This is a genomic window from Vibrio injensis (assembly GCF_001895205.1).
Lineage (GTDB): Bacteria > Pseudomonadota > Gammaproteobacteria > Enterobacterales > Vibrionaceae > Vibrio > Vibrio injensis.
In genome coordinates, this window is record NZ_BDJF01000029.1 from 12098 (window position 1) to 38067 (window position 25970).

A 25970-nucleotide genomic window follows, 5' to 3' on the forward strand; every position below is an offset into this window, starting at 1 on the left:
ACTCAATCAGATGCTATGGCATTTGCAAGAGTTTCTACTGCAAGTTCAATGTTCTCACTATCCAACCAAGTTAACTCATCCCAGCTGCGTAACCAGGTGAGCTGACGCTTGGCTAATTGACGGGTGGCACAAATACCACGATAAATAGCCTCATCAAGTGTGCTATTTCCATCAAAGTAATCCCACATCTGTCGATAACCAACGCAACGTATTGAAGGCAGATCAGCGTGAAGATCATTACGATCATAGAGCGCTTTAACTTCTTCTTCAAAACCTGATTTGACCATCATCTCGAAGCGGAGTTCAATTCGACGGTGGAGTTCTGCCCTATCCATGGGCGCGATGGCGAACTGTTTAACTCGAAAAGGGATTGATTCTCCTTTCGTTTGTGTCAGTTCAGTAAGAGTTTTACCTGAAATTTGATAAACTTCCAATGCTCTCGACAATCTTTGTGGATCATTTGGATGAATTCTTGCCGCTGAAATTGGATCAATTTGTTGCAATTGAGCATGCAGAGCCGCCCAGCCTTGCTCTTGAGCTTGCGACTCAATTTGCTGGCGAATAACCGGATTGGCGGCAGGTAAAGGTGATAAGCCCTCCAATAAGGCTTTGTAATAAAGCATGGTTCCACCAACCAGTAACGGAATTTTCCCTTCACTGGCGATTTCCTGCATTTCTCGTAACGCATCTTGGCGAAAATCAGCGGCTGAATAAGCTTCACTAGGGTCTAAAATATCAATGAGACGATGAGGAGCCAAAGCCAATTCTTCGGTATTAGGCTTTGCTGTACCGATATCCATTCCTTTGTAGATCAAGGCTGAATCAACACTGATAATCTCGACAGGATACTTCTGACGTAAACGAATGGCTAACTCGGTTTTACCGGAGGCAGTTGGGCCCATTAAAAATAAAGCTAATGGTAGTGGTTTGATCATTAATTTAATGCTGCAATGGTTGCCGAAAAATCGACGGGTTGAATAAAATGGCCATCATGTAATGGTAATTTTCCTTGCCATAATTGCTCAAGTTCAGCAATTAATTGAATAGCTTCTGACAAAGTGTAGTCGCTTTTTTCTATCAAGACACGCTGACTAAGCCACGTGACGATATTGTCGACACTTAACGTCAACAATCCTGAAGCGTCGTGTAACACAAGGTAAGATAACAGATCCGGAATCAAAAGCTGTAGATTTTGCTGTCTTAATGGTTGGGGAACCCCCATCACCATCACCGTCTGATTAGGGCGTGTCTCCAGATGAATCCCTAAACGTTCAAGTAACTCACGGTGCAACTCGACATTACGAATCTCTTCGTTAGAGGTTTTTATACTCAAAGGTACTAATAGCGGCTGACTCTTTAATGGCCCTTCTTGACTATTTAATTGCCCACGAACTCTCCATTCGTACGCTTTCATTAGCGCCACTAATACACATCCTTGATCGGTCGTCATCAGCAGATATTGTCCCTCAACGACAGCGACTGCCTTACCTAATTTAGTCATCGCCACTGACAGCGTTGACGGTTTTTCAGTAGTTGATGAATGGTTTTCTATCGAAACTGGTGTTTCCTTAACTCGCATTAACTGCTGATAAGCTTGGCTTTGCTCACTCATGATAGGTGAAGATAAACGAGGCTGAGCCGTTGTCGGACGGTTCCACGAGAGAGAAGCTTTTGCTTCTTGAATGACCGATTGTGATGAATGATCTGTCGTTGAGTACGGACGAGAATAGGCTTGCGTGTTATTCGTAGTACGAGCTAGTTGGTCTGGCTTCGCTAACGGCTCATTCAACATGCGGGTCGATACTGGAGCAGAAAAAGCGGCTTGGTTAAGCTCGGGAGTTTCAATAATTTGGCTATCGGCAAGAGCACCGCTTAGTGCTTGATAAATAAAATCATGCACTAAACGGGCTTGATGAAAACGAACTTCATGTTTCGCAGGGTGTACATTGACATCAACCAAATGGGGATCAAGTTCAATAAACAGCACATAAGTTGCAAATTGATCTGGTTTTAAACTGCTCTCATAACTTTGTCGAATCGCATGATTGATCAGCTTGTCACGCATCATACGTCCGTTGACATAACAATACTGCAGATCACTTTGCTGACGAGCGCCTTGTGGCGTTGTTATCCAGCCATGCAATCTTAACCCTTGATGGGCTAACTCTATTTTCAGCATATGCTTAACAAAAGACGCACCACATACCGCAGTCAGACGATTTTCTTCTTGCCGTTCACTACTCGCTGCGCGGTACTGACGGATAATTTTTCCATTATGGCGCAGCGTCAAACTGACATCAAAACGGCTCAAAGCAATACGTTTTAAGAGTTCATCAATATGGGTAAACTCTGTTTTTTCTGTACGTAAAAATTTGCGTCTTGCTGGTGTATTGAAAAACAGATCTAAGACTTCAACTGTGGTCCCTACTGGATGAGCACTAGGCTGCAGTTTGACAGCCATATCGCGCCCTTCACTGTACGCCGACCATGCTTCTTCTTGAGTCGCCGGACGAGAAGTGATGGTTAAGCGAGAAACCGAGCTAATACTGGCTAGCGCCTCTCCACGAAATCCTAAACTGAGGATCGCTTCAAGATCGTCCAGTGTCTGTATTTTTGATGTCGCATGACGACTTAAGGCTAAGCCAAGCTCATCTTTATCAATTCCTGATCCATTATCACGAACTCGAATTAACTTAGCGCCACCTTTTTCAATATCAATGTCAATGCGGGTAGCCCCTGAATCCAAGCTATTTTCTACCAGCTCTTTCACTACTGAAGCGGGTCTTTCAACCACCTCCCCCGCAGCAATTTGGTTAGCCAAACGGGCGGGTAGAATACGAATCGTCATAACCTGCCTATCTTATCGGTTGGGAATAATCAGCACTTGGCCTACCGCCAATTGATCTGAGCGCAATTGATTAGCCTCACGAATACTTTGTACCGTCACATTGTACTGATTGGCGATTCGACCAAGAAACTCACCGCTCTGCACCGTGTGTTTACGCAAAGGCTTATCTTTCAAGCTCACGGTAATGTTAAGCTTTTGACCAACAAATAACGTGTCAGACTTAAGGTTATTTTCTCTGCGTATCGCATCGATAGAGACTTTATAATTTGCCGCTAAACGGCCTAAAAACTCTCCCGATTTAACCACATGGGTAATGGTTTCAGTTTCCACGGGATTATTGACTACAGGCACAGGAATCGGCCCCCGCTCTCCGCCCGGGATCGTTAACCGCTGACCCACCGTTAAGCGAGAATCTTTTAATTTATTTGCTTGCATGATCCCAGAAACGGTTGCTCCATATTTTTGGGCAATCACGGACAACGACTCACCTCGTTGTACCTGATGTTGCTGAGTTTTACCTCGGTTAGCAAATAGGGTGCCCTCTGGAGGATTTTCCTCAAAGTATTGTACCAACGCCTTACCCATTGCTCGAGCAAGCTTATCTTGATGACTACGTTGGAAAATCAATCGCTCTTCGATAGGGTTCGAAATAAAACCAATCTCCACTAATACCGAGGGAATATCAGGCGATTTCAATACCGCCAAACTGGCATTTACCGGTTCAGCTTTATGTAAGTGGGCAACTTTACCTAGCTCTTGTAAAAGATTGGTAGCCACTTTATGACCTTCTTTTTGCGAATGGCTAAACTGCAAGTCCAAGAGCGTTTGACTGACATTGCGGTCGTTATTCGTCCGCGCCAAAACTTCACCGGCACCTCCGAGTAACTCCGATTGCTGCTCATGATTTTCAACCCAACGCGCAATTTCAGTATTGGCTCGCCGAGTATTAAGCACAAAGACCGAGGCCCCTCTTGGCTGTGGAGTATGAAAAGCGTCGGCATGGACCGAAACCAATAGATGAGCGCGATTACGACGGGCAATTTCAGTCCGATTATTCAAGCTTACATAATAGTCACCCGTTCGTGTCAATACGGCTTTCATACCCGGAACCGCATTAATTTGATCTGCCAATTTTTTAGACACACTCAATGTAGCATCTTTTTCAAATTTACGAGTTGGACCAATAGAGCCTGGGTCTTCACCACCATGGCCCGCGTCAATAGCAACAATAATATCTGCAGTACCGACTAACTGGGACGCATCGCGGCTCACAACACTTGGCGAACGAGCGGGCGGACTTGAGGTGGCTGCAGCAGGTGCCTGTGAATGAGGCAAATCAATGACTAAACGATGGCCATATTGCCCACCTGGCGTTGGAGGTAATTTAAAAATGTTGGGCGTCGATTTATTCGCTAATTCAAGCACTAAACGAAAGGTAGTTTGTTCTGGAGGAGAGCTAGCACGAATCCGTTTCAATATAGCACTATCAGAGACTGTAACGGGTAAAGCCGCGCTTAATGAAGTCCGCTTTAAATCAACGACCAAACGTTCTGGGCTACTTAATGTGAAATAACTAAAGTCAGCTTCAGACTTTAAATCGATCACTACGCGAGTAGCATCAGGTGAAGGCCAAACTCTGACCCCTTCTAATACATTAGCCTGAACGCTACTCATACAGAATAATAATGCGACCAATAGCCACCAATAACGCAAAAAACGACCGTAATTAATGCTCAACATAACTCCAACTGACTCAATAAGGTGCATCCATACTCGCTATTTGCGCTCACAGTCGCCTGACGTTGCTCACCCTCGTAGCGAAGCGATATCGTTAAATCTGGTGTTGGCAATAAACCTTGACCTTTTTCAGGCCACTCCACCAAGCAAATAGCATCCTCGGTAAAATAATCACGAATTCCCATAAATTCGAGTTCTTCAGGATCCGCCAATCGATAAAGATCAAAATGATAAACCTGCCAATCCGCTAACTGATATGGCTCAACTAACGTATAAGTCGGGCTTTTCACATTTCCTTCATGGCCTAACGCTCGAATGAAACCGCGACTTAAGGTGGTTTTTCCTGCGCCTAAATCACCGTAAAGATAAATTGTCGTCTGCTGGGTACATAATTGAGCTAAGCGCATTCCTAGCATTACCGTCTGTTGTTCATCTTTTAAAGTAAAGGTTTTTATGCTCATGAATCGGATCTCTAAAGCGTCTAGCTAGCACTATATAAAAATAAAAAGAGAACGAATAGTAAACTGGGTTAGTTTTAAGAGACAAGCTCTGTTCTGTAAGTAAACAGAAAAATCTTTATATTAAATCGAATATCATTATCGCTAGCCTCTCACTGGCTGGATCAATAGGACGAGATCCGTTAAGATCCGCCGCCCAATAACGATGACCAATACTGATAATGGATCTCCATTCACTAGCCGAACAAATCAAACAATGGGCGAAAGAACTCGGCTTTGATAAAGCAGGGATCTGCGACGTCGATTTAAGTCAACATGAAGCCGCCTTACAAGCATGGTTAGATGCCGGATATCATGGTGAGATGGAGTGGATGGCTCGCCATGGCATGTTACGTGCCCGTCCAGCAGAACTGTTACCCGGCACACTTAGAGTGATCAGTGTCCGCATCAACTACCTTCCACCACAAGCGCAATTTGCTGCAAATTTATCGGATCCGACCCAAGCTTATATCAGTCGTTATGCACTTGGACGTGATTATCATAAACTGGTTCGTAATCAACTTAAAAAATTAGCCGATAAAATCGAGCAAGAAGTCGGCCAATTGGGTTATCGCCCCTTTGTTGATTCTGCACCTATTTTAGAAAGACCTCTGGCACAAAAAGCGGGGCTGGGCTGGACGGGAAAACATTCTTTAATTCTCGATAAAGAGGCAGGGTCATGGTTCTTTTTAGGGGAATTGCTTGTTGATATTCCTCTGCCAGTCGATACACCTTCAGCGAATCAATGTGGACAGTGTCGCGCATGTATAACCTCATGCCCAACTGGCGCTATCGTGGCAGAAGGAGTCGTCGATGCTCGACGCTGTATTTCTTATTTAACCATTGAATATTCTGGCGTGATCCCTGAAGAATTTCGAACAGCAATAGGTAATCGTATCTATGGCTGTGACGACTGCCAACTCGTCTGCCCTTGGAATCGTTTTGCTGATCTCACCCAAGAAGAGGACTTCCATCGACGAGCCGTGTTAAATAATGCCGATCTTGTTACTTTGTTTTCATGGGATGAGAAAACCTTTTTACACCATATGCAAGGTTCTGCCATTCGTCGTATTGGTCACCAACAATGGCAACGTAACTTAATTATTGCGATGGGTAATGCACCTTACTCACAAAGGATCATCGATACTTTGGAGCAAAAAATAGGGGAAAGTGAGCTGTTAGATGAACATATCGCATGGGCATTAACGCAGCAGCGGGAGCAGTTAGCCAGCGTTACTAATAAACAGCAAAGGTTGATTCGAATTATTGAAAAAGGCTTACCGAGAGATGCGTGAGCATGAAATGGCACAACCCTATTGATGTACATTCTTTGACGCACTTCGCAAATTCTTAGGTGTGGAAAAAATATTAAATAAGACAGCGTTTGCTAAACTTCAAAAAAGTTAATCACATTAGCAGAAAATGACAAGGATCAATGAAAATACAGTTAATGATCGTTCACAACGTTCTAAATGGACAGGGAGAGCACAATAATTACAATTAAAATCATCAACTTAACAGAGAATACTTAGCTATAATACGCCTAACCAATAGCCAAAAGATCGTTTTTATAACTCCCTGAGCTCAAGCTAAAAACACGTTACACACCAAGTTATCCACAAAATAAAAATGTGGATAACTCTGTGTACAGATAAAATAAGGCCTGATTACAGCAGCGGTAGACTCTACTTTCGGTCATATTTCTAATGCGATTTCTGGCCAACATTTTCTTGGCAGAAAATAAGACGATTATCTTGATGGGTTATGCTTCACAGCATGATAAAGAGCGTTGAGATATTGTCAATTTTTAAGAATAGACAGAAAAAACCACGCCATGGCGCAGTTTTTTGTTTTTAAATTGGTTGCGGGGGCCGGATTTGAACCGACGACCTTCGGGTTATGAGCCCGACGAGCTACCAGGCTGCTCCACCCCGCGTCCGTATTGCTCATCGTTAAGCACGATGTAAGCTTTGAAACTGAGTGACTGCCGCCTGTCACTGCTAAACGCAATGAAAGCTTGAATCTGAATCGACACACGAGGTTCACTCTCTTTAAACAAAAAAGCGTGACCTCAACCTTGGCAAGGTTGCGCTCTATCAACTGAGCGAATGTCGCATCTCATTGCTAAGCGCAACGAAAGCTTGAAATTGGAGCGACACACGAGGTTCGAACTCGTGACCTCAACCTTGGCAAGGTTGCGCTCTACCAACTGAGCTAGTGTCGCATGTCATCGTTAAGCACGATAAAAGCTATTTATTTGGTTGCGGGGGCCGGATTTGAACCGACGACCTTCGGGTTATGAGCCCGACGAGCTACCAGGCTGCTCCACCCCGCGTCTGTATTGCTCATCGTTAAGCACGATGTCAGCTTTAAATCTGGAGCGACACACGAGGTTCGAACTCGTGACCTCAACCTTGGCAAGGTTGCGCTCTACCAACTGAGCTAGTGTCGCATGTCATCGTTAAGCACGATAAAAGCTACTTATTTGGTTGCGGGGGCCGGATTTGAACCGACGACCTTCGGGTTATGAGCCCGACGAGCTACCAGGCTGCTCCACCCCGCGTCCGTATTGCTCATCGTTAAGCACGATGTAGGCTTGAAACTGGAGCGACACACGAGGTTCGAACTCGTGACCTCAACCTTGGCAAGGTTGCGCTCTACCAACTGAGCTAGTGTCGCATGTCATCGTTAAGCACGATAAAGGCTATTTATTTGGTTGCGGGGGCCGGATTTGAACCGACGACCTTCGGGTTATGAGCCCGACGAGCTACCAGGCTGCTCCACCCCGCGTCCGTATTGCTCATCGTTAAGCACGATGTAAGCTTTGTAACTTTACCGTTTTATCGCTATCAGCAATAAAAACTAATCTGGAGCGACACACGAGGTTCGAACTCGTGACCTCAACCTTGGCAAGGTTGCGCTCTACCAACTGAGCTAGTGTCGCATCAACAACGTTTTGCGCTGTTCAGGGCTGCGAATTATAAGTGCATTTTTTTGTGATGCAAGTAGTTAAAGTAAAAAAAATCATATTTCTTTTCGTATGGCGATAAAAAAAACCACTTAATCAAAAAACACACAAATCTAGATTAAACTGCAGCCACTCGATTTAGGGAGATAAGGCAACCATAGCTTCATTCTTCCTTCGACAGCGACGATTTTCAGATTTTAAAAACGTGAGATCGATAAAATTTCAGTTCTGCGATGGATTCGCGAATATCGTCTAAGGCAAGATGAGTTCCTTGTTTACTGAATCCGGCAGCAATGTCTGGCTGCCAACGGCGAGTAAGTTCTTTAATCGTACTCACATCAATACAACGATAATGGAAATACACTTCTAGATCTGGCATATGTCGATAAAGAAAACGTCGGTCCTGACCAACACTATTACCACAAATCGGTGAGGCACCAGAAGGCACCCAGTGTTTTAGGAAATCAATCGTCTGTTCTATTGCTTGAGCTTCATTGATTGCACTATGACGAACCCGTTCGACCAAACCGCTATTAGTGTGCGTACGAGTGCACCACTCATCCATTTTCTGTAACTCAGTATCCGATTGATGGATAGCTAATACAGGGCCTTCTGCCAATATATTGAGTTGACTATCGGTAACAATAGTTGCAATTTCGATGATCTTATGGACATCAGGGTCTAACCCGGTCATCTCCAGATCAATCCAAATCAAGTTTTGATCACTAAAAGACATATAATTAAGTGCCTATAGGGGTTTGCCAATAAAAAAGGTACTATAACCTAAATTCCCCTCACCAAGATACCGCCGTGCAGCGCGCAGTGATAAATTGAGTGGGGCACCGTACTAAGTTAAAAAACTTAAAGTGAAAAACTGTGACAAAGAAAAAAAAACTCACTAAAGGTCAAGTGCGCCGAGTTAGAAATAATCAGCACCGCAAGTTAAAACAAGAAGAGTCCGTACAATGGGACGAATCGATGCTGGAAAATGCTAAGTCTGGTCTAGTGATCACACGATTTGGTCAACATGCGGATATTGAAGATCCCGACACCAAGATCATTCATCGATGTAATTTACGTCGAGGGATCGAGAGTTTAGTGTGCGGAGATCAGGTAATTTGGCGCCCCGGCGTAGAAACGCTAGCTGGAATTTCAGGCGTAGTCGAAGCCGTAGAACCTCGCAGTTCGGTTCTGACTCGCCCAGATTATTATGACGGTCTAAAACCCGTCGCCGCTAATGTTGAACAAATGATCATTGTCTCTTCTGTCTTACCTGAGTTATCGCTAAATATCATTGATCGTTATTTGATTGCTGCAGAAACTCTATCGATAGCTCCGGTCATCGTTCTCAATAAAGTTGATTTGCTCAGTGAGGCGCAGCGGACAGATTATCAACAACAACTGGCGGCTTACCAAGATATTGGCTATGACGTTATTTTTGTCAGTAAAGAAAGTAGCGAAAATATAGCATTATTGGAGAGCAAATTAAGTCATAAAATTAATATTTTTGTCGGTCAATCCGGTGTAGGTAAATCAAGCTTAGTCAATGCCTTGATGCCTCAACTCGGTATTATTGCCGAAGAAGGTAAAATCTCTGAGAACTCAGGGCTTGGACAGCATACGACTACCGCAGCTCGCTTATATCACATCCCATCGGGTGGTGATTTGATTGACTCTCCGGGTATTCGTGAGTTTGGTTTATGGCACTTAGCCGCAGAGGAAGTGACCAAAGCCTATATAGAATTTCGTCCCTATTTAGGTGGATGTAAATTTCGTGACTGTAAACATGGTGATGACCCAGGTTGTTTGCTAAGAGAAGCCGTCGAAAGCGGTAAAATCAGTGCACAACGCTTTGATAACTATCACCGTATTATTGAGAGCATGTCGGAAAATAAAGCCAATCGACAGTATTCTCGTAATAAAAAAGCCGACCAACAATAGAATGTCAACGAGTGAACAGAGTCTGATGACACGCTGATCATTTTTCAGTACCATTTCGCGCCAAAACAAAGATGATAGATTGGAAATAACATACGATGGATAAATTTAAAGTTAGGCTGCAATATTGGCTGCCACAACATGCTTTAACCCGTTTAGTCGGTAAACTCGCGTCAGCGAAGGCAGGCAGTCTAACCACCGCCATCATTCGCTGGTTTATTAAACAATATAATGTCAACATGAGTGAAGCGTTACATTCCGATCCGAAGCACTTTGCGACATTTAATGAATTTTTTGTCCGTGAGTTAAAACCAGGCCTGCGCCCGGTAGTAGAAGACGAAACGACATTAGTTCACCCAGCAGATGCCTGCGTTAGTCAATTTGGTCCAATAACTGACGGACAATTAATTCAAGCAAAAGGTCATCATTACTCCGCTCAAGCTCTACTTGGCGGTGATGCTAAACTGGCTGAAGAGTTTCGTGATGGTGAGTTTGCCACTCTCTACCTATCACCACGAGATTACCATCGAGTACATATGCCATGTGACGGTACATTGAAACAAATGATCTACGTGCCCGGCGATCTGTTTTCTGTTAATCCGCTAACAGCAGAAAATGTCCCCAATTTGTTTGCCCGTAACGAACGCGTTGTCTGTATTTTTGATACCGAGTTTGGCCCACTGGCTCAAGTACTGGTCGGTGCAACCATTGTTGGCAGTATCGAGATGGTATGGGCAGGAACCATGACTCCGCCGCGCGGTAATACGGTGTATCGTTGGGATTACCCAGCCGAAGGTGTTAATGCTATCCATTTGAAAAAAGGCCAAGAAATGGGTCGATTTAAGTTAGGATCAACCGTTATTAATTTATTTGCGAAACAACAGATTCGCTTCGATAGTAGCATGCAATTAAATACGCCAACGTTACTCGGATCTGCCTACGCCCATAAAGCCTAATCAAGTCCCGTCCCCTTTCCCAAACGCTTTACAATAAGTCTGAGCTCCATTCTTGCACAATAAGAGTGGAGCTTATGCTGACGGTGAGCTTGATCTTTCTACTGACGAACTGTGTCTAAGCTAACAATTTTTCACTCGCCATTACGATCTTTTCATAGCAATGCTTTACCCTAGATAACATTCGGATATTTTTGCAAAGGACGCTCTTATGTCAACGTTATCGACCGGGTTACTGACTCGGCTAGCGATCTGTTTTTTTATTCCTGTCGGCGTACTCTTACTCCCCATCGACATCATTCCTATTGATGAATTAACGCTCGTTCAGCATCGCTTATTGGCCATTTTTTTACTTGCCGCCCTACTCTGGGTTTTAGAACCGGTCCCTGTTTTTGCTACTTCGATTCTGATCATTGCTCTATTATTAATTATGATTTCAGACAAAGGGTTACATTGGTTCCGCTCTCCGATTGAACAACATGAAGTGGGATATTTAATTCCTTACACCGACATTCTTGGCGCCTTTTCTTCACCGATCATCATTCTGTTTATGGGGGGATTCGCCTTAGCGATCGCAGCGTCGAAATACCAACTGGATAACAACTTAGCACGTGTATTACTACGTCCTTTTGGTCATCAGCCCAAATTTATTATGCTTGGACTGATGCTCATCACCTCGGTATTCTCAATGTTTATGTCGAACACGGCGACGACAGTGATGATGTTAGCTCTGCTTGGTCCCATTGTCGCCTCAGCTCCAAAAGGTGAGCTGGGCATTAAAGCCTTAGTGTTATCCATTCCCATAGCTGCTAATACTGGGGGGATAGCAACACCAATAGGAACGCCTCCGAATGCGATAGCGCTACAATATTTAACGGGAGAAAATAGCATTGATTTTCTTTCTTGGATGATGATGGGCTTACCCTTTGTCATCGTTCAATTAACGATTGCTTGGTTTTTATTGCAATATCTATTTCCCTCATCTCAGCAACAAATGACGTTAAAATTACAAGGAACCTTCCAACGATCTTGGCGAGCCATCGTTGTGTATATCACTTTTGCCACAACGATTTTACTGTGGATGAGTACCACTCTACATGGCATGAATACTTATGTTGTCTCAATTATTCCACTGGCCGTATTTACGCTAACAGGGATCATGGGCAAAGAAGAGCTTAAACAAATAAACTGGGATGTCCTTTGGTTAGTTGCAGGTGGCATTGCGATCGGTATTGGACTAGAGCATACCGGCCTTGCGGTTGCTTTGGCTCATGCCATTGATTATGAAAGCTTATCTCCGATGTTTATCGTCATTTCACTTTCAGTGGTCTGCTGGTTGATGGCAAACTTCATGTCTAATACAGCAACAGCGAACTTGTTAATGCCAATTGCAGCAGCCATTGGTGTGTCTATGTCTAGTTTAACTGAAGTAGGCGGTCTACAAGGGTTATTAGTGGTCGTCGCGTTCTCGGCATCCTTGGGCATGATTCTTCCCGTCTCGACGCCACCCAACTCATTGGCTTATTCAACAGGCCTGATTGAAAGTAAAGATATGGCCAAAACCGGACTAATTCTTGGATTGGTCGGATTATGTATTGTATACATCGCCACTTGGGCATTAAATTGATGCAATGGGAGCGTAACGTCAACCGATGGCAGTAGTAAAACAACGAAGGTAACCAATGTTGATCCATAGACAACATTCTTCTTATTGATAGGGAGAATCATTGATCTTAACCTACTGCAAAGAGGAAAAAGTGTAGTAAAATTACGCTAGTTTTTTATTTCTCATTACCATGAATTTGACGAGGTTATAATTATGTCTGCTAAGAAGCCAATGGCTCTAGTGATCCTTGACGGTTGGGGCTACCGTGAAGATAACGCCAGCAATGCGATCAACAATGCGCACACACCTGTACTTGATGGATTAATGGCAAATAATCCTCATACGCTTATTTCTGCCTCAGGCATGGATGTTGGCTTACCTGATGGTCAAATGGGAAACTCTGAGGTTGGTCATACCAATATCGGCGCTGGTCGTATCGTTTATCAAGACTTAACTCGAATCACAAAATCAATTGCTGATGGAGAATTCCAACACAACGAAGCGATTGTCAATGCGATTGATAAAGCGGTTGCTGAAGGTAAAGCGGTTCATCTCATGGGATTGATGTCGCCAGGCGGTGTTCACTCTCACGAAGATCATATCTATGCCGCCGTGGAACTGGCAGCTGCTCGTGGTGCTGAAAAGATTTATCTCCACTGCTTCCTTGATGGACGCGATACTCCGCCACGCAGTGCAGAAGGTTCACTGGCACGCTTCCAAGACCTCTTTAGCAAGCTCGGTAAAGGACGTATCGCTTCTCTGATTGGTCGTTATTATGCTATGGACCGTGATAATAACTGGGATCGCGTTGAGAAGGCTTACGATCTGCTTACTCAAGCAAAAGCAGAGTTCACTTACGACTCTGCCGTCGCTGGTCTTACCGCGGCTTACGCACGTGAAGAAAACGATGAGTTCGTAAAAGCAACAGAAATCCGCAGTGCAGATCAAGAATCAGCAGCTATGCAAGACGGTGATGCGGTACTATTTTTGAACTATCGTGCTGACCGTGCTCGTGAAATTACTCGTACCTTTGTCGCCGATTTTGATGGCTTCACTCGTCAAGTATTCCCTAAAGTCAACTTCGTAATGCTAACGCAATACGCGGCAGACATTCCACTAGCAACAGCTTTTCCACCAGCGTCACTGGATAATACCTATGGCGAATGGCTATCTAAAGCCGGTAAAACCCAACTGCGCATTTCCGAAACTGAGAAATACGCCCACGTGACTTTCTTCTTTAACGGTGGCGCAGAAAACGAGTTTCCTGGTGAAGAGCGCCAGCTAGTCGCCTCTCCAAAAGTCGCGACTTACGATCTGCAGCCAGAAATGAGCTCTAAAGAACTCACGGATAAACTGGTTGCGGCAATCAAATCCGGTAAATACGATGCGATCGTTTGTAACTATCCAAATGGTGATATGGTCGGTCATACTGGTGTTTATGAAGCGGCGGTTAAAGCTTGTGAAGCGGTCGATGAATGTATTGGCCGAGTAGTTGAAGCAATTAAAGAAGTCGATGGTCAGTTGCTCATTACTGCAGACCACGGTAACGCTGAAATGATGATTAACCCAGAAACCGGTGGCGTACATACCGCACATACCAGCTTACCCGTCCCACTGATTTATGTCGGTAATAAGTCAATTACTCTTAAAGAGGGAGGTAAACTGTCGGATCTCGCACCAACCATGTTGGCGCTAACTGACATGGAAATTCCTGCTGATATGTCAGGTAAAGTGCTTTATTCATAACGCTTATTCCTAATATACAATTTTTAACGCATTGATCCCCTTAAATTCACCATTTAAGGGGATTTTTTATCGATGACTTTTACCTAACAATTTCTTACTTAGCATCACTATCATCGTGAGTTGTCGCCAACGATGAATAGCTTTAGACTCAAACTACCGCTTCTCTCATCCATGATGTATTTATGACCTTTTCTGAGCTTAACTTGGATTCTTCTCTACTTGGTGCCCTACCCGCTGAGTTACAGACTCCGACCACAATCCAACAGTTGGCGATTCCTGTTATTTTGTCTGGTCGTGATCTGCTCGCTCTCGCTCAAACGGGCAGCGGTAAAACCTTCGCTTATGGCTTACCGTTATTACAGAAAACACTCCCAACAACAGCCTACATTCAAACATTGATCATCGTCCCTACTCGTGAACTGGCAAGCCAAGTCAGTCAACAACTTAGCTTGGTGGCAACACCGATGAACATTGATGTCTGCGCACTTTGTGGAGGTGTAGACCAACAATCACAACAAGAACGATTGATACAAAACCCCCAGATCATCGTTGCTACGCCTGGACGATTATTGGATCTTATTGAGCAACAGATCATCAACCTATCATCGCTACAATATCTGGTACTGGATGAGGCCGATCGACTATTAGAGATGGGATTTTGGCCCGATGTACAGCGGATCATTAACCATTTACCGACTCAAAAACAGACTCTGCTATTCTCTGCTACCTTATTGCCAGACCTTGAAGAGAAAGCTCTGCAACCATTAAAAGAGCCAATAAAAATTAGTGCTAGCCTACCTAATCAAACGGTGCCCGAGATTGATGAGCAACTGTACTTAGTCAATAAAGGCAGTAAGGCTCAAGTCTTGATTGGGTTACTCAAACAACATCATTGGCCTCAAGCCTTGGTCTTTATTAGCGCTCGAGACAATGCAGAGGCACTAGCTAAAAAGCTGCTTAAAGCGGGGATTCGTGTTGCTGCACTCCATGGCAATAAAGTTCAAACGGAACGTGAACAAATCTTAGCTCAATTTAAACAACAGAAAATTGAGGTATTAATCGCAACCGATGTATTGGCAAGAGGCATTCATATTGAGCAACTTCCTGTCGTTATCAACTTTGATTTACCGCCAAGTCCGGCAGTGTATATTCACCGTGTTGGACGAACCGCACGGGCAGGTAAAGCCGGCCTTGCGATATCTTTAGTCTGCCATAATGAAAGTGTCACTCTCGATGCGATTCGCCAGCTCACTCAACGCCCCCTTGTGTTGCAGACGTTGGCCGATTTTCCCGTTACTGATCAACCCGCTACTGCTGCGCCAAAACGTCAACCACGAGATAAGCAAGCCAATCGACGGAGTGCTCAAAAACGCAGTGTTAAACAGTTTCAATCAAAATCATCGCGCTAAACCAGCGTTCGTTAACAACAAATGAGCAGTATGACAAAAAACCGCACAAAGTTTACATTATGCTGCTCGCCTGATAGGTGACTTTGAGTATACTGAGCATTCAACAATTTTAATGGTAATGATTGCTCAAACATGACGTTGTCTATTTTAAAACTTGCTGTACGATTATTCTCGATATACTTAGCGATCACCATTTCATCGGGTGCGGCTCACGCCGCTTCGCCACAAGAGCTGTCTGGTGTCAAAAACGAAATCTCTCGTCAGCAGCAATCACTAAGTCAACGACAAAAAGAGCTGGATCAATTACAGCGTTCGCTCAGACAGCAAGAGCTGTCTATTTCTCAGCTAGAAAATCAAATTAAAAATACCCAGCGCGATTTAATGACCGCTAATGACAATCTCGCCAACATTCAAAAAAACCGACTTGAATTAGAACAGCAGCGCCAGCAACAGACCGAAAAGCTCACCCAACTGTTACAGACTTACTATGTGACTCAACGAGCACTGGCCAGCGGCGATCTCCTCAAAAGTGGCGTCGAGCAAGACAGAATTAGTCAGTATTATCAACATTTGGCCAAAGCGCGTACGGAAACCTTACGCAGTTTACAAACGACTCATCAAGCGCTCAACGAAAGTGAAAGACAACTGCAACGCGAGCGCGATCAAATTGCCGTCTTATTACAGCAGCAAACGGATAAACGCGATAAGTTAGCTAGTACTCAGGCAGAACGACGTAAGACCGTCAATACCATTCAGCAAAGTATCTCGGGTGATCAAGTTTATCTTGCCGAACTGCAACGCAATGAAACTCGCTTAAAAGCAGAAATCGCCAAAGCAGCCAAACGTAATGCGGTACCGATGGATGGGCTGACTCAGCAACGGGGTAAGCTACCTTGGCCACTGCAAGGTAACGTGTTACATCAGTTTGGAGAGAAACAAACCGGTCAAGTCGATTGGAAAGGCATGGTGATCAGCGCCAATTATGGCCAAGCTGTCAAAGCAGTCTATCCAGGAACCGTTGTGTTTGCTGAATACTTACGTGGTTATGGATTAGTAATTTTACTCGATCACGGTAAAGGTGATATGACCTTGTACGGTTATAACCAATCACTCATGAAAAAAGAGGGCGATAAGGTCGTCGCCGGGGACACACTGGCCTTAGCCGGTGATACAGGAGGACAATCTCGTCCCGCGTTGTACTTTGAAATTCGTCGTAATAGCCGGGCAGAAAACCCACGCCAATGGCTGACTCGCTAAACCAATCATGCGTGTCAACTATAATGAAGATCGATAATAAATATCAACCATCTCAATCAGTTGATTTAATTGCGACTTAACTAGACGATTTATGCCTCCCGCCGCTTCTCGCCCACCACCAGTAACAAACTGAGCACAAATAGCGCCTGCGCCTTGTTTATTCGCTAAAGGAGCACGCAACGACACAGTATAGCTTTCACTGTCGGCTTCAGTGAGCACCAAGTGGGCGTGATTCGGTTGCTGATTAGCCAGTAGATTTCCTAATACTCCACTGACGCGATGTGAGGCCGGTTGATCGGGTAAAATAAACACTCGCAAAACCTGACTTTGATAATATGCCTTCAGATCTTGCACCTGCGCTATATCTTGTTGATAGGCTTGCTTGAGGCGATAGTAGGGAGAAAGCTGATCGTCGATGAGCATAAAAGGGCAAGGATAATGCAATAAACTTCGCAGCAGTTCTGCGGGATGGAAATGCAGATCTTGTAACCTTTGCCCATAGCCGTTGTAATTGAGTAAAGTTCCGATTGATTGCAACTGGTTCGTTTGAGACGTCGTTAGTCCAGCTTGTGACGCAAGCTGATTGGCGGTCGCGATCAAATTATCACCATAAGCAGCGGCAATCGCCCAATGATGAAAACGGCCCGCCAGTAATCGATCAATGATCAAACCTGTACAAATATTGGCGTTTAAATCAATGTGAGTGGTTAAATTAGCGTGGTAAGGAACATCACCGGACTGATGATGATCCGCATAAAACACTCTTGCCCCTTCGTTGAGAAGGCGCTGTAAATCAAGCGTATTCTTTGCCATCGAGATATCGAGCACGACCACAGAGTCACCGGGATTAACCGTTAGTTTTCTGAGTAACTGTATATCTCGCTTCACACCAGTCACTAGCTGACTTTCGATAGGCTCGGCTAAACGCAGTTGTAATAGCGCGATGATGCCATCAGCATCACCATTAAAAACATCATAGTGCATGGTTATTTACACGAGGATCCATCGGACATAAGCACACTTTATCTAAATCGAACAATAATGGGTAAGATAAAAACGTTATATCTCCAAACTTATTACCCAGCGCATCGATAACAACCGCAAATGCCAACACCAGCTCATCACTATTCAGAGCATCCTAGCCAATGATGGTAGTAGCGTGCATGGCCCTGACACCTTCTTCCAACAGTTGCAATTGCTCTAATCCTTGTGCTGTTGCATTAGGTTTCATCACTGAGATAATTTGTAGCATCCCTTGATGGATAACATGCTCGGTAATGGACGCGTTAGCCGACATGGCAGATTGATACGCTAACCAGCTTGAAGCAATCAAATGCAAAGTCGTGACTAGCTTTTTCATCTCTTGTTCATCCATGGCCAAGAGCTGCATATCAATAAACACTTGCATAATGTTAATCAAATTCACTTGGAGTTTATCTTGAACTTGAATATACGATTGATGCAGCTCAGGATCACGTTGCAAAATTTCGGGCAAATTGGCGTAGAAAAATCGATATTTCCACATCAAATTAAAAATAGAATCTAAATAATGTTTCAGCAGTGTTAAGCTTTCATATTGACCCTGCCAAGGACTAAAACGCTCAATAAGTTCTGCCGAGTACCAAGCAAAGATTTCACGCACAATCTCTTGTTTATTGCGGAAATGATAATAGAGATTACCGGGGCTAATTTCGATATGAGCCGCAATATGGTTGGTGGTGATCGGTCTTTCACCATGCTCATTAAACAAAGTTAACGCAGCATGAATTATTCGGTCTCTGGTTTTCATTGTCGAACCATAAGCTTAAGTGGTGAATTTATCTCAGTATATACCAAACAAAATAAAGAGGCAGACAGGGCCACCTCTTCGCGATTCAAATGAAAGCAGGCTCAATACTGAATATTTTTATCGATGATAAGGCATTGATAGCTCATGGACAGCATCGACAAACACTCCGGCATTTTCAGGCGGAACGTCTAAATGGATACCATGACCTAAATTAAATACATGCCCACTACCATGACCAAAACCTTCTAAAATGCTCGCGACTTCTTGGCGAATTCGTTCTGGATTAGCATAAAGCATTGAAGGATCCATATTACCTTGTAGCGCAACTTTATCCCCCACTCGCGCTTTAGCATCAGCAATATTGATAGTCCAATCCAGTCCAATCGCATCACATCCCGTAGCCGCAATCGACTCAAGCCACATACCACCATTTTTGGTAAATAATGTCACGGGGACTCGTATGCCTTGGTGCTCACGGATCAATCCATCAACAATTTTATGCATGTAATGCAGTGAAAACGACTGATAATCTCTTGGCGTTAATACGCCGCCCCAAGTATCGAAAACCATCACTGATTGCGCTCCAGCTTTAATCTGTGCATTCAAATACTCAATGACACTGTTTGCCAATTTATCGAGTAACCGATGCAATAAAGCAGGTTCGGCATACATCATCTTTTTGATCTTAGTGAAAGCTTTTGAGCTTCCGCCTTCCACCATATAAGTTGCTAAGGTCCAAGGGCTGCCAGAAAAGCCAATCAAAGGCACCTCACCTTGCAAATCTTTACGAATTTGGCGCACTGCATTCATGACATATTGCAGCTCGCCTTCTGGATCCGGTACACCAATTTTATCGACATCCGCTTTACAGGTGATGGGACGCTCGAACTTTGGCCCTTCACCAGCTTCAAAATACAAACCTAAGCCCATGGCATCGGGAATGGTTAAGATATCGGAAAACAAAATCGCGGCATCGAGTGAAAAACGGCGCAGCGGCTGCAATGTGACTTCAGAAGCCAGCTCGGCATTTTTGCATAACGACATAAAATCGCCCGCTTGTGCACGTGTCGCTCGGTATTCTGGTAGGTAGCGTCCCGCTTGACGCATCATCCATACTGGCGTGCAATCGACAGGTTGCTTGAGCAATGCTCGCAAATAGCGGTCATTTTTTAATTCAGTCATGGCTTATTCCCATTTTTATCAAGCGGTAATCAATCGCTCATTCTAACATTGATTGACCAAGCATCGCAGAGTGCTTTGCAACCGAGATCAAGTTATTAACTTTTAAATCAATGCTTAAATTGCGTGCAAAAGCATTAACTGTTACAAATTTATTCGCTAGCGAAAACGATAATAATAGCTAGGCATTTAATGTCTAGCATCTCATAACGACATCTTACTTACCCCCTCCCTTGCGGAGGGTTTTTTTATGGTTATTGCACTAATCGATAGTGCTTTGCCCGATTCGTATATTGGCTAAAGTTTGCTCAATCAACGCTCGTGCTATCGTTCCGTGTGGAGCAAGCTCAGGTAAATGAGGTTCACTAAACCACTGCGCATCGGTCAGTTCTGAGTAATCAGGCTTTAGCTCACCACCGGCATAGTCGGCTAAAAAACCCATCATCATACTAGAAGGAAACGCCCAAGGTTGGCTGCCAATATAACGAATATTGTCGATAGCAATCCCCGTTTCCTCTTGCACCTCACGCGCGACGCATTGCTCAAGGGTTTCTCCTACCTCTAAAAAACCCGCAATCACCGTGTACATCCCACCACGATGACGAGGATGTTGGGCAAGTAAAATCTGATCCTCTTTACGAACAGCAACAATAATGCATGGAAAAATACGCGGGTAATGTAAAGTGCGACACTCCTGACATTGCATTGCTAACTGATGATGATTGAGCCGATTACGCCCCCCACATTGTGAACAAAAGCGCTGAGTCTGACTCATGTATCCATATTGAACGGCTTTACTGGCGAGTAAAAATAGCACCGAATCTATCGATAATAGCGTACGTAAATTTGTCATCGCTAAGTCATGGTCTATCTCTTGAGCATTAATCCAATAAACGGGCGCTTGATGGTAATCACCAATCAATACCGCATGCTCCGTCGGTAATTGCCATTGCTGCGCACAACCAAAAGGGATATCCCCATCAATGGTCCAGATCTCACTTCCTGAAACAACACACCAATAAGCGGCTTTTGTGTCACTGTTTTCTAACATACTCACTCCTGATTGCTTGCAGTTCGACCATTTTACTGGCAATCTAAATTCATACCAGAGTTTGTAGTCATTTGATTTTCAAACCTATAAATTCTCGTTAGGACAACAGGTTGTAGTAAAGCACTACAATGGGCGTGCAAGGAAAATCATCGATAAAAGATGATGAGATCATGAGGGCATGGTCATGCTAAATAAATTAAAGAAAACACAAGAGCAGTGGGGCGGATCCAGCGAAGTCATCGATCACTGGTTAGATAACCGTCAACACCTAATTATTGAGTACTGCAAGCTTGCAGCACTACAGCCTTTGACTCCCGAGTCCTCACTGAATGAGTTACCCTCGCCAAAAGCATTGCACCGCTTTAGTCAGGAGCTGGTTGATTATATCTCCGAAGGCCATTTCAAAATTTATGATATGGTTATGCAAAAATGGCAAGCGACCGGTTTTAAAGCAACGGACGATATTAATCAAACCTATGGCAAAATCGTCAACACGAATGATGCCTTATTAGATTTTGCCGATAATTACGCCACCGTAGCTGACGACGATGACCTAGAAAACCTCGATAATGATTTATCGACGGTGGGTGAGGTACTTGAGTCTCGCTTTGCGTCTGAAGATTACTTGATTCAGTTAATTGCAGATAGCCTTGCTATTCCACCAGGCGCTTAAATAACCATTCGCTCTTTATTGCAAAATTAGCAACTTAAAAGCAATCTGACATAAAAAATACCGTTAAAAAAAGGCACCCTAGGGTGCCTTTTTTGCTCATGCGATACGATTACTCGTCCGATGAAAAACCAGCATTTAGTAGCGCTGCAAGGTTGTCCGTCGCTTGTTCTGCTGACGTACCTTCTTGTTGAGCTAGACGCTTCGCTTGACGATCTTGATGATACGCAAAACCCGTACCGGCAGGGATCAAACGACCTACGATTACGTTCTCTTTTAGACCACGTAAATCATCGCGTTTGCCCGATACCGCCGCTTCTGTCAGTACGCGTGTTGTTTCTTGGAACGACGCCGCTGAAATAAACGATTCGGTTGCCAGAGAGGCTTTGGTAATACCTAATAGTTCGCGTTCGAAACGAGCAGGTTCTTTACCATCAGCTTCCAATAAACGGTTAGCAATCTTAACTTGAGCGTACTCAATTTGCTCACCAGGTAAGAATTCCGAATCACCTGAATGGGTGATGGTACACTTACGTAGCATCTGACGAACAATCGTTTCAATATGCTTATCGTTTATCTTAACGCCTTGTAGACGGTAAACTTCCTGAACTTCGTTAGCAATGTATGAAGTCACGGCGTGGATACCACGTAGACGCAGAATGTCATGCGGTGACTCTGGGCCATCAGCAATGACATCACCACGTTCAATTCGCTCACCTTCGAACACGTTGAGCTGACGATGCTTAGGAATCATCTCTTCATACACATCACCGCTATCGCGAGTGATCAGTAGACGACGCTTACCTTTAGTCTCTTTACCGAATGAAACGGTACCCGTGTGCTCAGCAAGAATCGCTGGCTCTTTTGGCTTACGCGCTTCAAACAAATCAGCTACGCGTGGTAGACCACCTGTGATATCTCGGTTACCGCCAGATTTTTGTGGAATACGTGCTAACGTGTCACCGATGTTTACTTCTGCTCCATCTTCGATGTTTACAATCGCCTTGCCAGGTAAGAAGTATTGCGCTGGCATATCAGTACCAGGGATCAAGACATCTTTACCTTTCGCATCAACCAGTTTAATCGCAGGACGCATATCTTTACCTGCAGCTGGACGAGCGGCGGCATCAGTCACTTCACTTGAAGATAGACCCGTTAGATCATCAGTTTGACGAGAAACGGTTACACCATCAATCATATCCACGAACTGGATACGACCAGCCACTTCAGTAATGATAGGCAGTGTATGCGCTTCCCAGTTAGCAATCACTTCACCGGCGTCAACTGCATCGCCATCGGCTTTGCTTAATAACGAACCGTAAGGCAGTTTGTGCTTCTCTTTGGTGCGACCAAATTCATCAATAATCGTCATCTCTGATGCACGTGAAGTGATCACCAGTTTACGATCTTTATTGATTACGAATTTAGCGTTATGCAGTTTCACAGAACCTTTATTCTTCGCTTGAATACTGTTCTCTGCTGCCGCTGTTGATGCTGCACCACCGATGTGGAAAGTACGCATCGTTAACTGTGTTCCTGGCTCACCGATAGATTGAGCAGCAATAACGCCGACTGCTTCACCTTGGTTAACCAAGTGACCACGAGCCAAATCACGGCCATAACACAATGCACAACAACCAAAGTCAGCATCACAAGTTACTACCGAACGAACGCGGATACGGTCAACCGAGTTATCGTTAATGATCTGACACCATTTTTCATCCAGTAAAGTATTACGTGGAATCAAGACTTCTTCAGTACCAGGCTTAACAATATCTTCTGCAACAACACGTCCAAGTGCTAACTCAGTCAGAGCAACTTTAACGTCACCACCCTCGATATGAGGCATCATATCAACGCCTTCATGGGTGCCACAGTCGTGTTCTGTAACCACAACGTCTTGTGCTACGTCAACCAAACGACGAGTCAAATAACCTGAGTTTGCCGTTTTCAATGCGGTATCGGCTAGACCCTTACGCGCACCGTGGGTTGAGATAAAGTACTGGAGTACGTTCAGACCTTCTTTAAAGTTCGCGGTGATTGGCGTTTCAATGATCGAACCATCTGGACGAGCCATTAGACCACGCATACCCGCTAACTGACGAATCTGAGCCGCAGAACCACGAGCACCTGAGTCGGCCATCATGTAAATACTGTTGAAAGACTCTTGACGCTCTTCTTCACCATCACGGTTAATGACTAACTCAGAAGAGAGGTTTTCCATCATCGCTTTCGCAACGCGATCATTGGTTGACGCCCAAATATCGATCACTTTGTTGTAACGTTCACCAGCAGTAACTAGACCAGATTGGAACTGCTCTTGAATTTCTCGCACTTCTTCTTCTGCATCAGCAATTTCAGTGTACTTAGCTGCAGGAACGACCATATCGTCGATACCAACCGATACGCCAGAGAGTGCTGCATAAGCAAAGCCGGTGTACATGATTTGGTCAGCAAAAATAACCGTGTCTTTCAGACCCAGCTTACGATATGCCTCGTTAAGTAGGTTAGAAATTTGTTTCTTACCTAATTTTTGGTTAACGATGCTGTAAGGTAAACCTGTCGGTACGATCTGCCACAACATAGCACGACCAATCGTTGTATCGACCAATTGGGTATTAGTGGTGCTGTGACCATCTTCATCCACTACCGTTTCGGTAATACGTACTTTAACACGTGCATGCAATTCAGCATTTTTAGTGCGGTATGCCTTTTCAGCCTCTTCTGGGCCAGCAAGGTACATACCTTCACCTTTTGCATTGATCTTTTCACGAGTCATGTAGTACAGACCCAATACAACGTCCTGAGAAGGAACGATGATCGGATCACCCGATGCAGGTGACAGAATGTTGTTGGTCGACATCATCAGCGTACGTGCTTCAAGCTGTGCTTCTAGAGTTAGAGGCACGTGTACCGCCATTTGGTCACCATCGAAGTCCGCGTTATACGCCGCACACACGAGTGGATGCAACTGAATCGCCTTACCTTCAATCAGAACCGGTTCAAAAGCTTGAATACCTAAACGGTGCAGTGTTGGTGCACGGTTAAGCAATACTGGATGTTCACGGATCACTTCATCCAAAATATCCCAAACAACCGCTTCTTCACGCTCAACCATTTTCTTCGCAGCTTTGATCGTCGTTGCTAGGCCACGAGTCTCAAGTTTGCTGTAGATAAATGGTTTAAATAGTTCAAGTGCCATCTTCTTAGGAAGACCACACTGGTGTAGACGCAAGTATGGACCTACGGTAATAACCGAACGGCCAGAGTAATCGACACGTTTACCCAGTAGGTTCTGACGGAAACGACCTTGCTTACCCTTGATCATATCAGCAAGAGATTTCAAAGGACGCTTGTTAGAACCAGTAATAGCGCGACCACGACGACCGTTATCTAATAGTGCATCCACCGACTCTTGTAACATACGTTTTTCGTTACGTACGATGATATCTGGTGCAGCAAGCTCAAGTAGGCGCTTCAAACGGTTGTTACGGTTGATCACTCGACGATACAGATCGTTCAGATCCGACGTAGCAAAACGTCCACCGTCAAGTGGAACCAGAGGACGAAGATCCGGCGGCAGTACAGGCAAAACAGTTAAGATCATCCATTCAGGCTTATTGCCTGAAGAAAGGAAGGCTTCAACTAGCTTCAAACGTTTAGTCAGTTTCTTACGCTTGGTTTCAGAGTTAGTGGTTTCTAACTCTTCACGCATTTGCTCAGTTTCAACCTGAAGATCCATTGAAGACAAAAGATCTTTGATCGCTTCTGCACCCATCTTAGCGGTAAATTCATCACCCCACTCTTCAAGACGATCCAAATACTCTTCTTCAGTGAGCATTTGTCCTCTTTCAAGATCGGTCATACCTGGCTCAGTCACTACGTACATTTCGAAGTAAAGAACACGTTCGATATCACGCAATGGCATATCCATCAACAAACCGATACGAGACGGTAGTGATTTTAAGAACCAGATGTGTGCAACAGGAGAAGCAAGTTCGATATGGCCCATACGGTCACGACGAACTTTAGTCTGGGTTACTTCAACGCCACACTTCTCACAAATCACACCACGGTGTTTCAGACGCTTATATTTGCCACAAAGACACTCGTAGTCTTTTACCGGACCAAAAATACGCGCACAGAATAGACCATCACGCTCAGGTTTGAACGTACGATAGTTGATGGTCTCAGGTTTTTTCACTTCACCAAATGACCATGAACGGATCATATCTGGAGAAGATAGACCGATTTTGATTGCATCAAATTCTTCGGTCTTATGCTGTGCTTTTAGAAAGTTTAATAAGTCTTTCACAATCAGC

General features: G+C 44.3%; 18 protein-coding genes and 8 tRNA genes. 8 read left to right on the plus strand and 18 right to left on the minus strand.

From position 1 onward, the window contains the following. Positions 1 to 2: 2 nt before the first annotated feature. From miaA to tsaE, 4 genes are read right to left on the minus strand one after another with little or no spacing between them, the layout of a single operon-like run. Complete coding sequence (miaA, locus tag BSR11_RS15535; RefSeq protein WP_072671258.1) at positions 3 to 935, minus strand: tRNA (adenosine(37)-N6)-dimethylallyltransferase MiaA; 933 nt, start codon at positions 933 to 935, stop codon at positions 3 to 5. Continuing rightward, the gene (mutL, locus tag BSR11_RS15540) at positions 935 to 2848 is read right to left on the minus strand and encodes a DNA mismatch repair endonuclease MutL (protein ID WP_072671259.1); all 1914 of its coding nucleotides are present in this window, start codon (positions 2846 to 2848) and stop codon (positions 935 to 937) included. The genes miaA and mutL overlap by 1 nt, the downstream gene beginning before the upstream one ends. A 12-nt stretch (positions 2849 to 2860) precedes the next feature. Next, on the minus strand, positions 2861 to 4522 hold the full coding sequence (locus BSR11_RS15545; RefSeq protein WP_375152964.1) for a LysM peptidoglycan-binding domain-containing protein: 1662 nt from the start codon (positions 4520 to 4522) through the stop codon (positions 2861 to 2863). Positions 4523 to 4581: 59 nt separating this feature from the next. Beyond that, positions 4582 to 5046 carry a tRNA (adenosine(37)-N6)-threonylcarbamoyltransferase complex ATPase subunit type 1 TsaE gene (tsaE, locus tag BSR11_RS15550; protein ID WP_072671261.1) on the minus strand — a complete coding sequence of 155 codons (465 nt, stop codon included), beginning with the start codon at positions 5044 to 5046 and terminating at the stop codon, positions 4582 to 4584. 218 nt (positions 5047 to 5264) lie between these two features. Between tsaE and queG the strand changes: the two genes are divergently transcribed. Continuing rightward, on the plus strand, positions 5265 to 6377 hold the full coding sequence (gene queG, locus BSR11_RS15555; protein ID WP_072671262.1) for a tRNA epoxyqueuosine(34) reductase QueG: 1113 nt from the start codon (positions 5265 to 5267) through the stop codon (positions 6375 to 6377). A gap of 564 nt (positions 6378 to 6941) precedes the next feature. Here the strand turns inward: queG and BSR11_RS15560 are convergent. The 9 genes from BSR11_RS15560 to orn all read right to left on the minus strand — a co-directional run bounded on the left by BSR11_RS15560 (position 6942) and on the right by orn (position 8786). Next, positions 6942 to 7018, minus strand: a tRNA-Met gene (locus BSR11_RS15560). Positions 7019 to 7230: 212 nt separating this feature from the next. Further along, positions 7231 to 7306, minus strand: a tRNA-Gly gene (locus tag BSR11_RS15565). A gap of 34 nt (positions 7307 to 7340) precedes the next feature. Further along, positions 7341 to 7417, minus strand: a tRNA-Met gene (locus tag BSR11_RS15570). Between the two features lie 41 nt (positions 7418 to 7458). Next, positions 7459 to 7534 (minus strand) — tRNA-Gly (locus BSR11_RS15575). 34 nt (positions 7535 to 7568) lie between these two features. After that, positions 7569 to 7645: transfer RNA gene (locus BSR11_RS15580), tRNA-Met, on the minus strand. A gap of 40 nt (positions 7646 to 7685) precedes the next feature. Further along, positions 7686 to 7761: transfer RNA gene (locus BSR11_RS15585), tRNA-Gly, on the minus strand. A 34-nt stretch (positions 7762 to 7795) separates the two neighbouring features. Continuing rightward, positions 7796 to 7872 (minus strand) — tRNA-Met (locus BSR11_RS15590). Between the two features lie 78 nt (positions 7873 to 7950). Beyond that, positions 7951 to 8026 (minus strand) — tRNA-Gly (locus BSR11_RS15595). 214 nt (positions 8027 to 8240) lie between these two features. Beyond that, the gene (gene orn, locus BSR11_RS15600; RefSeq protein ID WP_072671263.1) at positions 8241 to 8786 is read right to left on the minus strand and encodes an oligoribonuclease; all 546 of its coding nucleotides are present in this window, start codon (positions 8784 to 8786) and stop codon (positions 8241 to 8243) included. A 140-nt stretch (positions 8787 to 8926) separates the two neighbouring features. Between orn and rsgA the strand changes: the two genes are divergently transcribed. The 6 genes from rsgA (at position 8927) to BSR11_RS15630 (ending at position 16959) form a co-directional block, all read left to right on the plus strand. Beyond that, entirely contained in the window at positions 8927 to 9991 is a 1065-nt protein-coding gene (gene rsgA, locus BSR11_RS15605; protein ID WP_072671264.1) for a small ribosomal subunit biogenesis GTPase RsgA, read from the plus strand. 95 nt (positions 9992 to 10086) lie between these two features. Next, positions 10087 to 10944, plus strand: coding sequence for an archaetidylserine decarboxylase (asd, locus tag BSR11_RS15610; protein ID WP_072671265.1), 858 nt, complete (start codon positions 10087 to 10089; stop codon positions 10942 to 10944). Between the two features lie 208 nt (positions 10945 to 11152). Further along, positions 11153 to 12568, plus strand: coding sequence for an SLC13 family permease (locus BSR11_RS15615; protein ID WP_072671266.1), 1416 nt, complete (start codon positions 11153 to 11155; stop codon positions 12566 to 12568). A 192-nt stretch (positions 12569 to 12760) separates the two neighbouring features. Next, complete coding sequence (gene gpmM / locus BSR11_RS15620; protein ID WP_072671267.1) at positions 12761 to 14293, plus strand: 2,3-bisphosphoglycerate-independent phosphoglycerate mutase; 1533 nt, start codon at positions 12761 to 12763, stop codon at positions 14291 to 14293. 182 nt (positions 14294 to 14475) lie between these two features. Continuing rightward, positions 14476 to 15702, plus strand: coding sequence for a DEAD/DEAH box helicase (locus tag BSR11_RS15625; RefSeq protein ID WP_072671268.1), 1227 nt, complete (start codon positions 14476 to 14478; stop codon positions 15700 to 15702). A gap of 132 nt (positions 15703 to 15834) precedes the next feature. Next, positions 15835 to 16959 (plus strand): murein hydrolase activator EnvC family protein, encoded by a 1125-nt coding sequence (locus tag BSR11_RS15630; protein WP_072671269.1) that lies wholly within the window; start codon positions 15835 to 15837, stop codon positions 16957 to 16959. An 18-nt stretch (positions 16960 to 16977) separates the two neighbouring features. On the opposite strand, the gene BSR11_RS15635 is transcribed toward BSR11_RS15630, so the two are convergent. The 4 genes from BSR11_RS15635 to nudC form a co-directional block, all read right to left on the minus strand. Beyond that, entirely contained in the window at positions 16978 to 17943 is a 966-nt protein-coding gene (locus tag BSR11_RS15635; RefSeq protein ID WP_072671270.1) for an acetyltransferase, read from the minus strand. A gap of 154 nt (positions 17944 to 18097) precedes the next feature. Beyond that, positions 18098 to 18748, minus strand: coding sequence for a TetR/AcrR family transcriptional regulator (locus BSR11_RS15640; protein ID WP_072671271.1), 651 nt, complete (start codon positions 18746 to 18748; stop codon positions 18098 to 18100). A gap of 117 nt (positions 18749 to 18865) precedes the next feature. After that, the gene (gene hemE / locus BSR11_RS15645) at positions 18866 to 19930 is read right to left on the minus strand and encodes a uroporphyrinogen decarboxylase (protein WP_072671272.1); all 1065 of its coding nucleotides are present in this window, start codon (positions 19928 to 19930) and stop codon (positions 18866 to 18868) included. Between the two features lie 259 nt (positions 19931 to 20189). Next, a complete protein-coding gene (nudC, locus tag BSR11_RS15650; protein ID WP_072671273.1) occupies positions 20190 to 20978 on the minus strand; it encodes an NAD(+) diphosphatase in 789 nt (262 codons plus the stop codon). Between the two features lie 184 nt (positions 20979 to 21162). Between nudC and rsd the strand changes: the two genes are divergently transcribed. Further along, the gene (rsd, locus tag BSR11_RS15655; protein WP_208604792.1) at positions 21163 to 21651 is read left to right on the plus strand and encodes a sigma D regulator; all 489 of its coding nucleotides are present in this window, start codon (positions 21163 to 21165) and stop codon (positions 21649 to 21651) included. Between the two features lie 109 nt (positions 21652 to 21760). On the opposite strand, the gene rpoC is transcribed toward rsd, so the two are convergent. Beyond that, positions 21761 to 25963 (minus strand): DNA-directed RNA polymerase subunit beta', encoded by a 4203-nt coding sequence (gene rpoC / locus BSR11_RS15660; RefSeq protein WP_072671275.1) that lies wholly within the window; start codon positions 25961 to 25963, stop codon positions 21761 to 21763. Between the last annotated feature and the right edge of the window lie 7 nt (positions 25964 to 25970).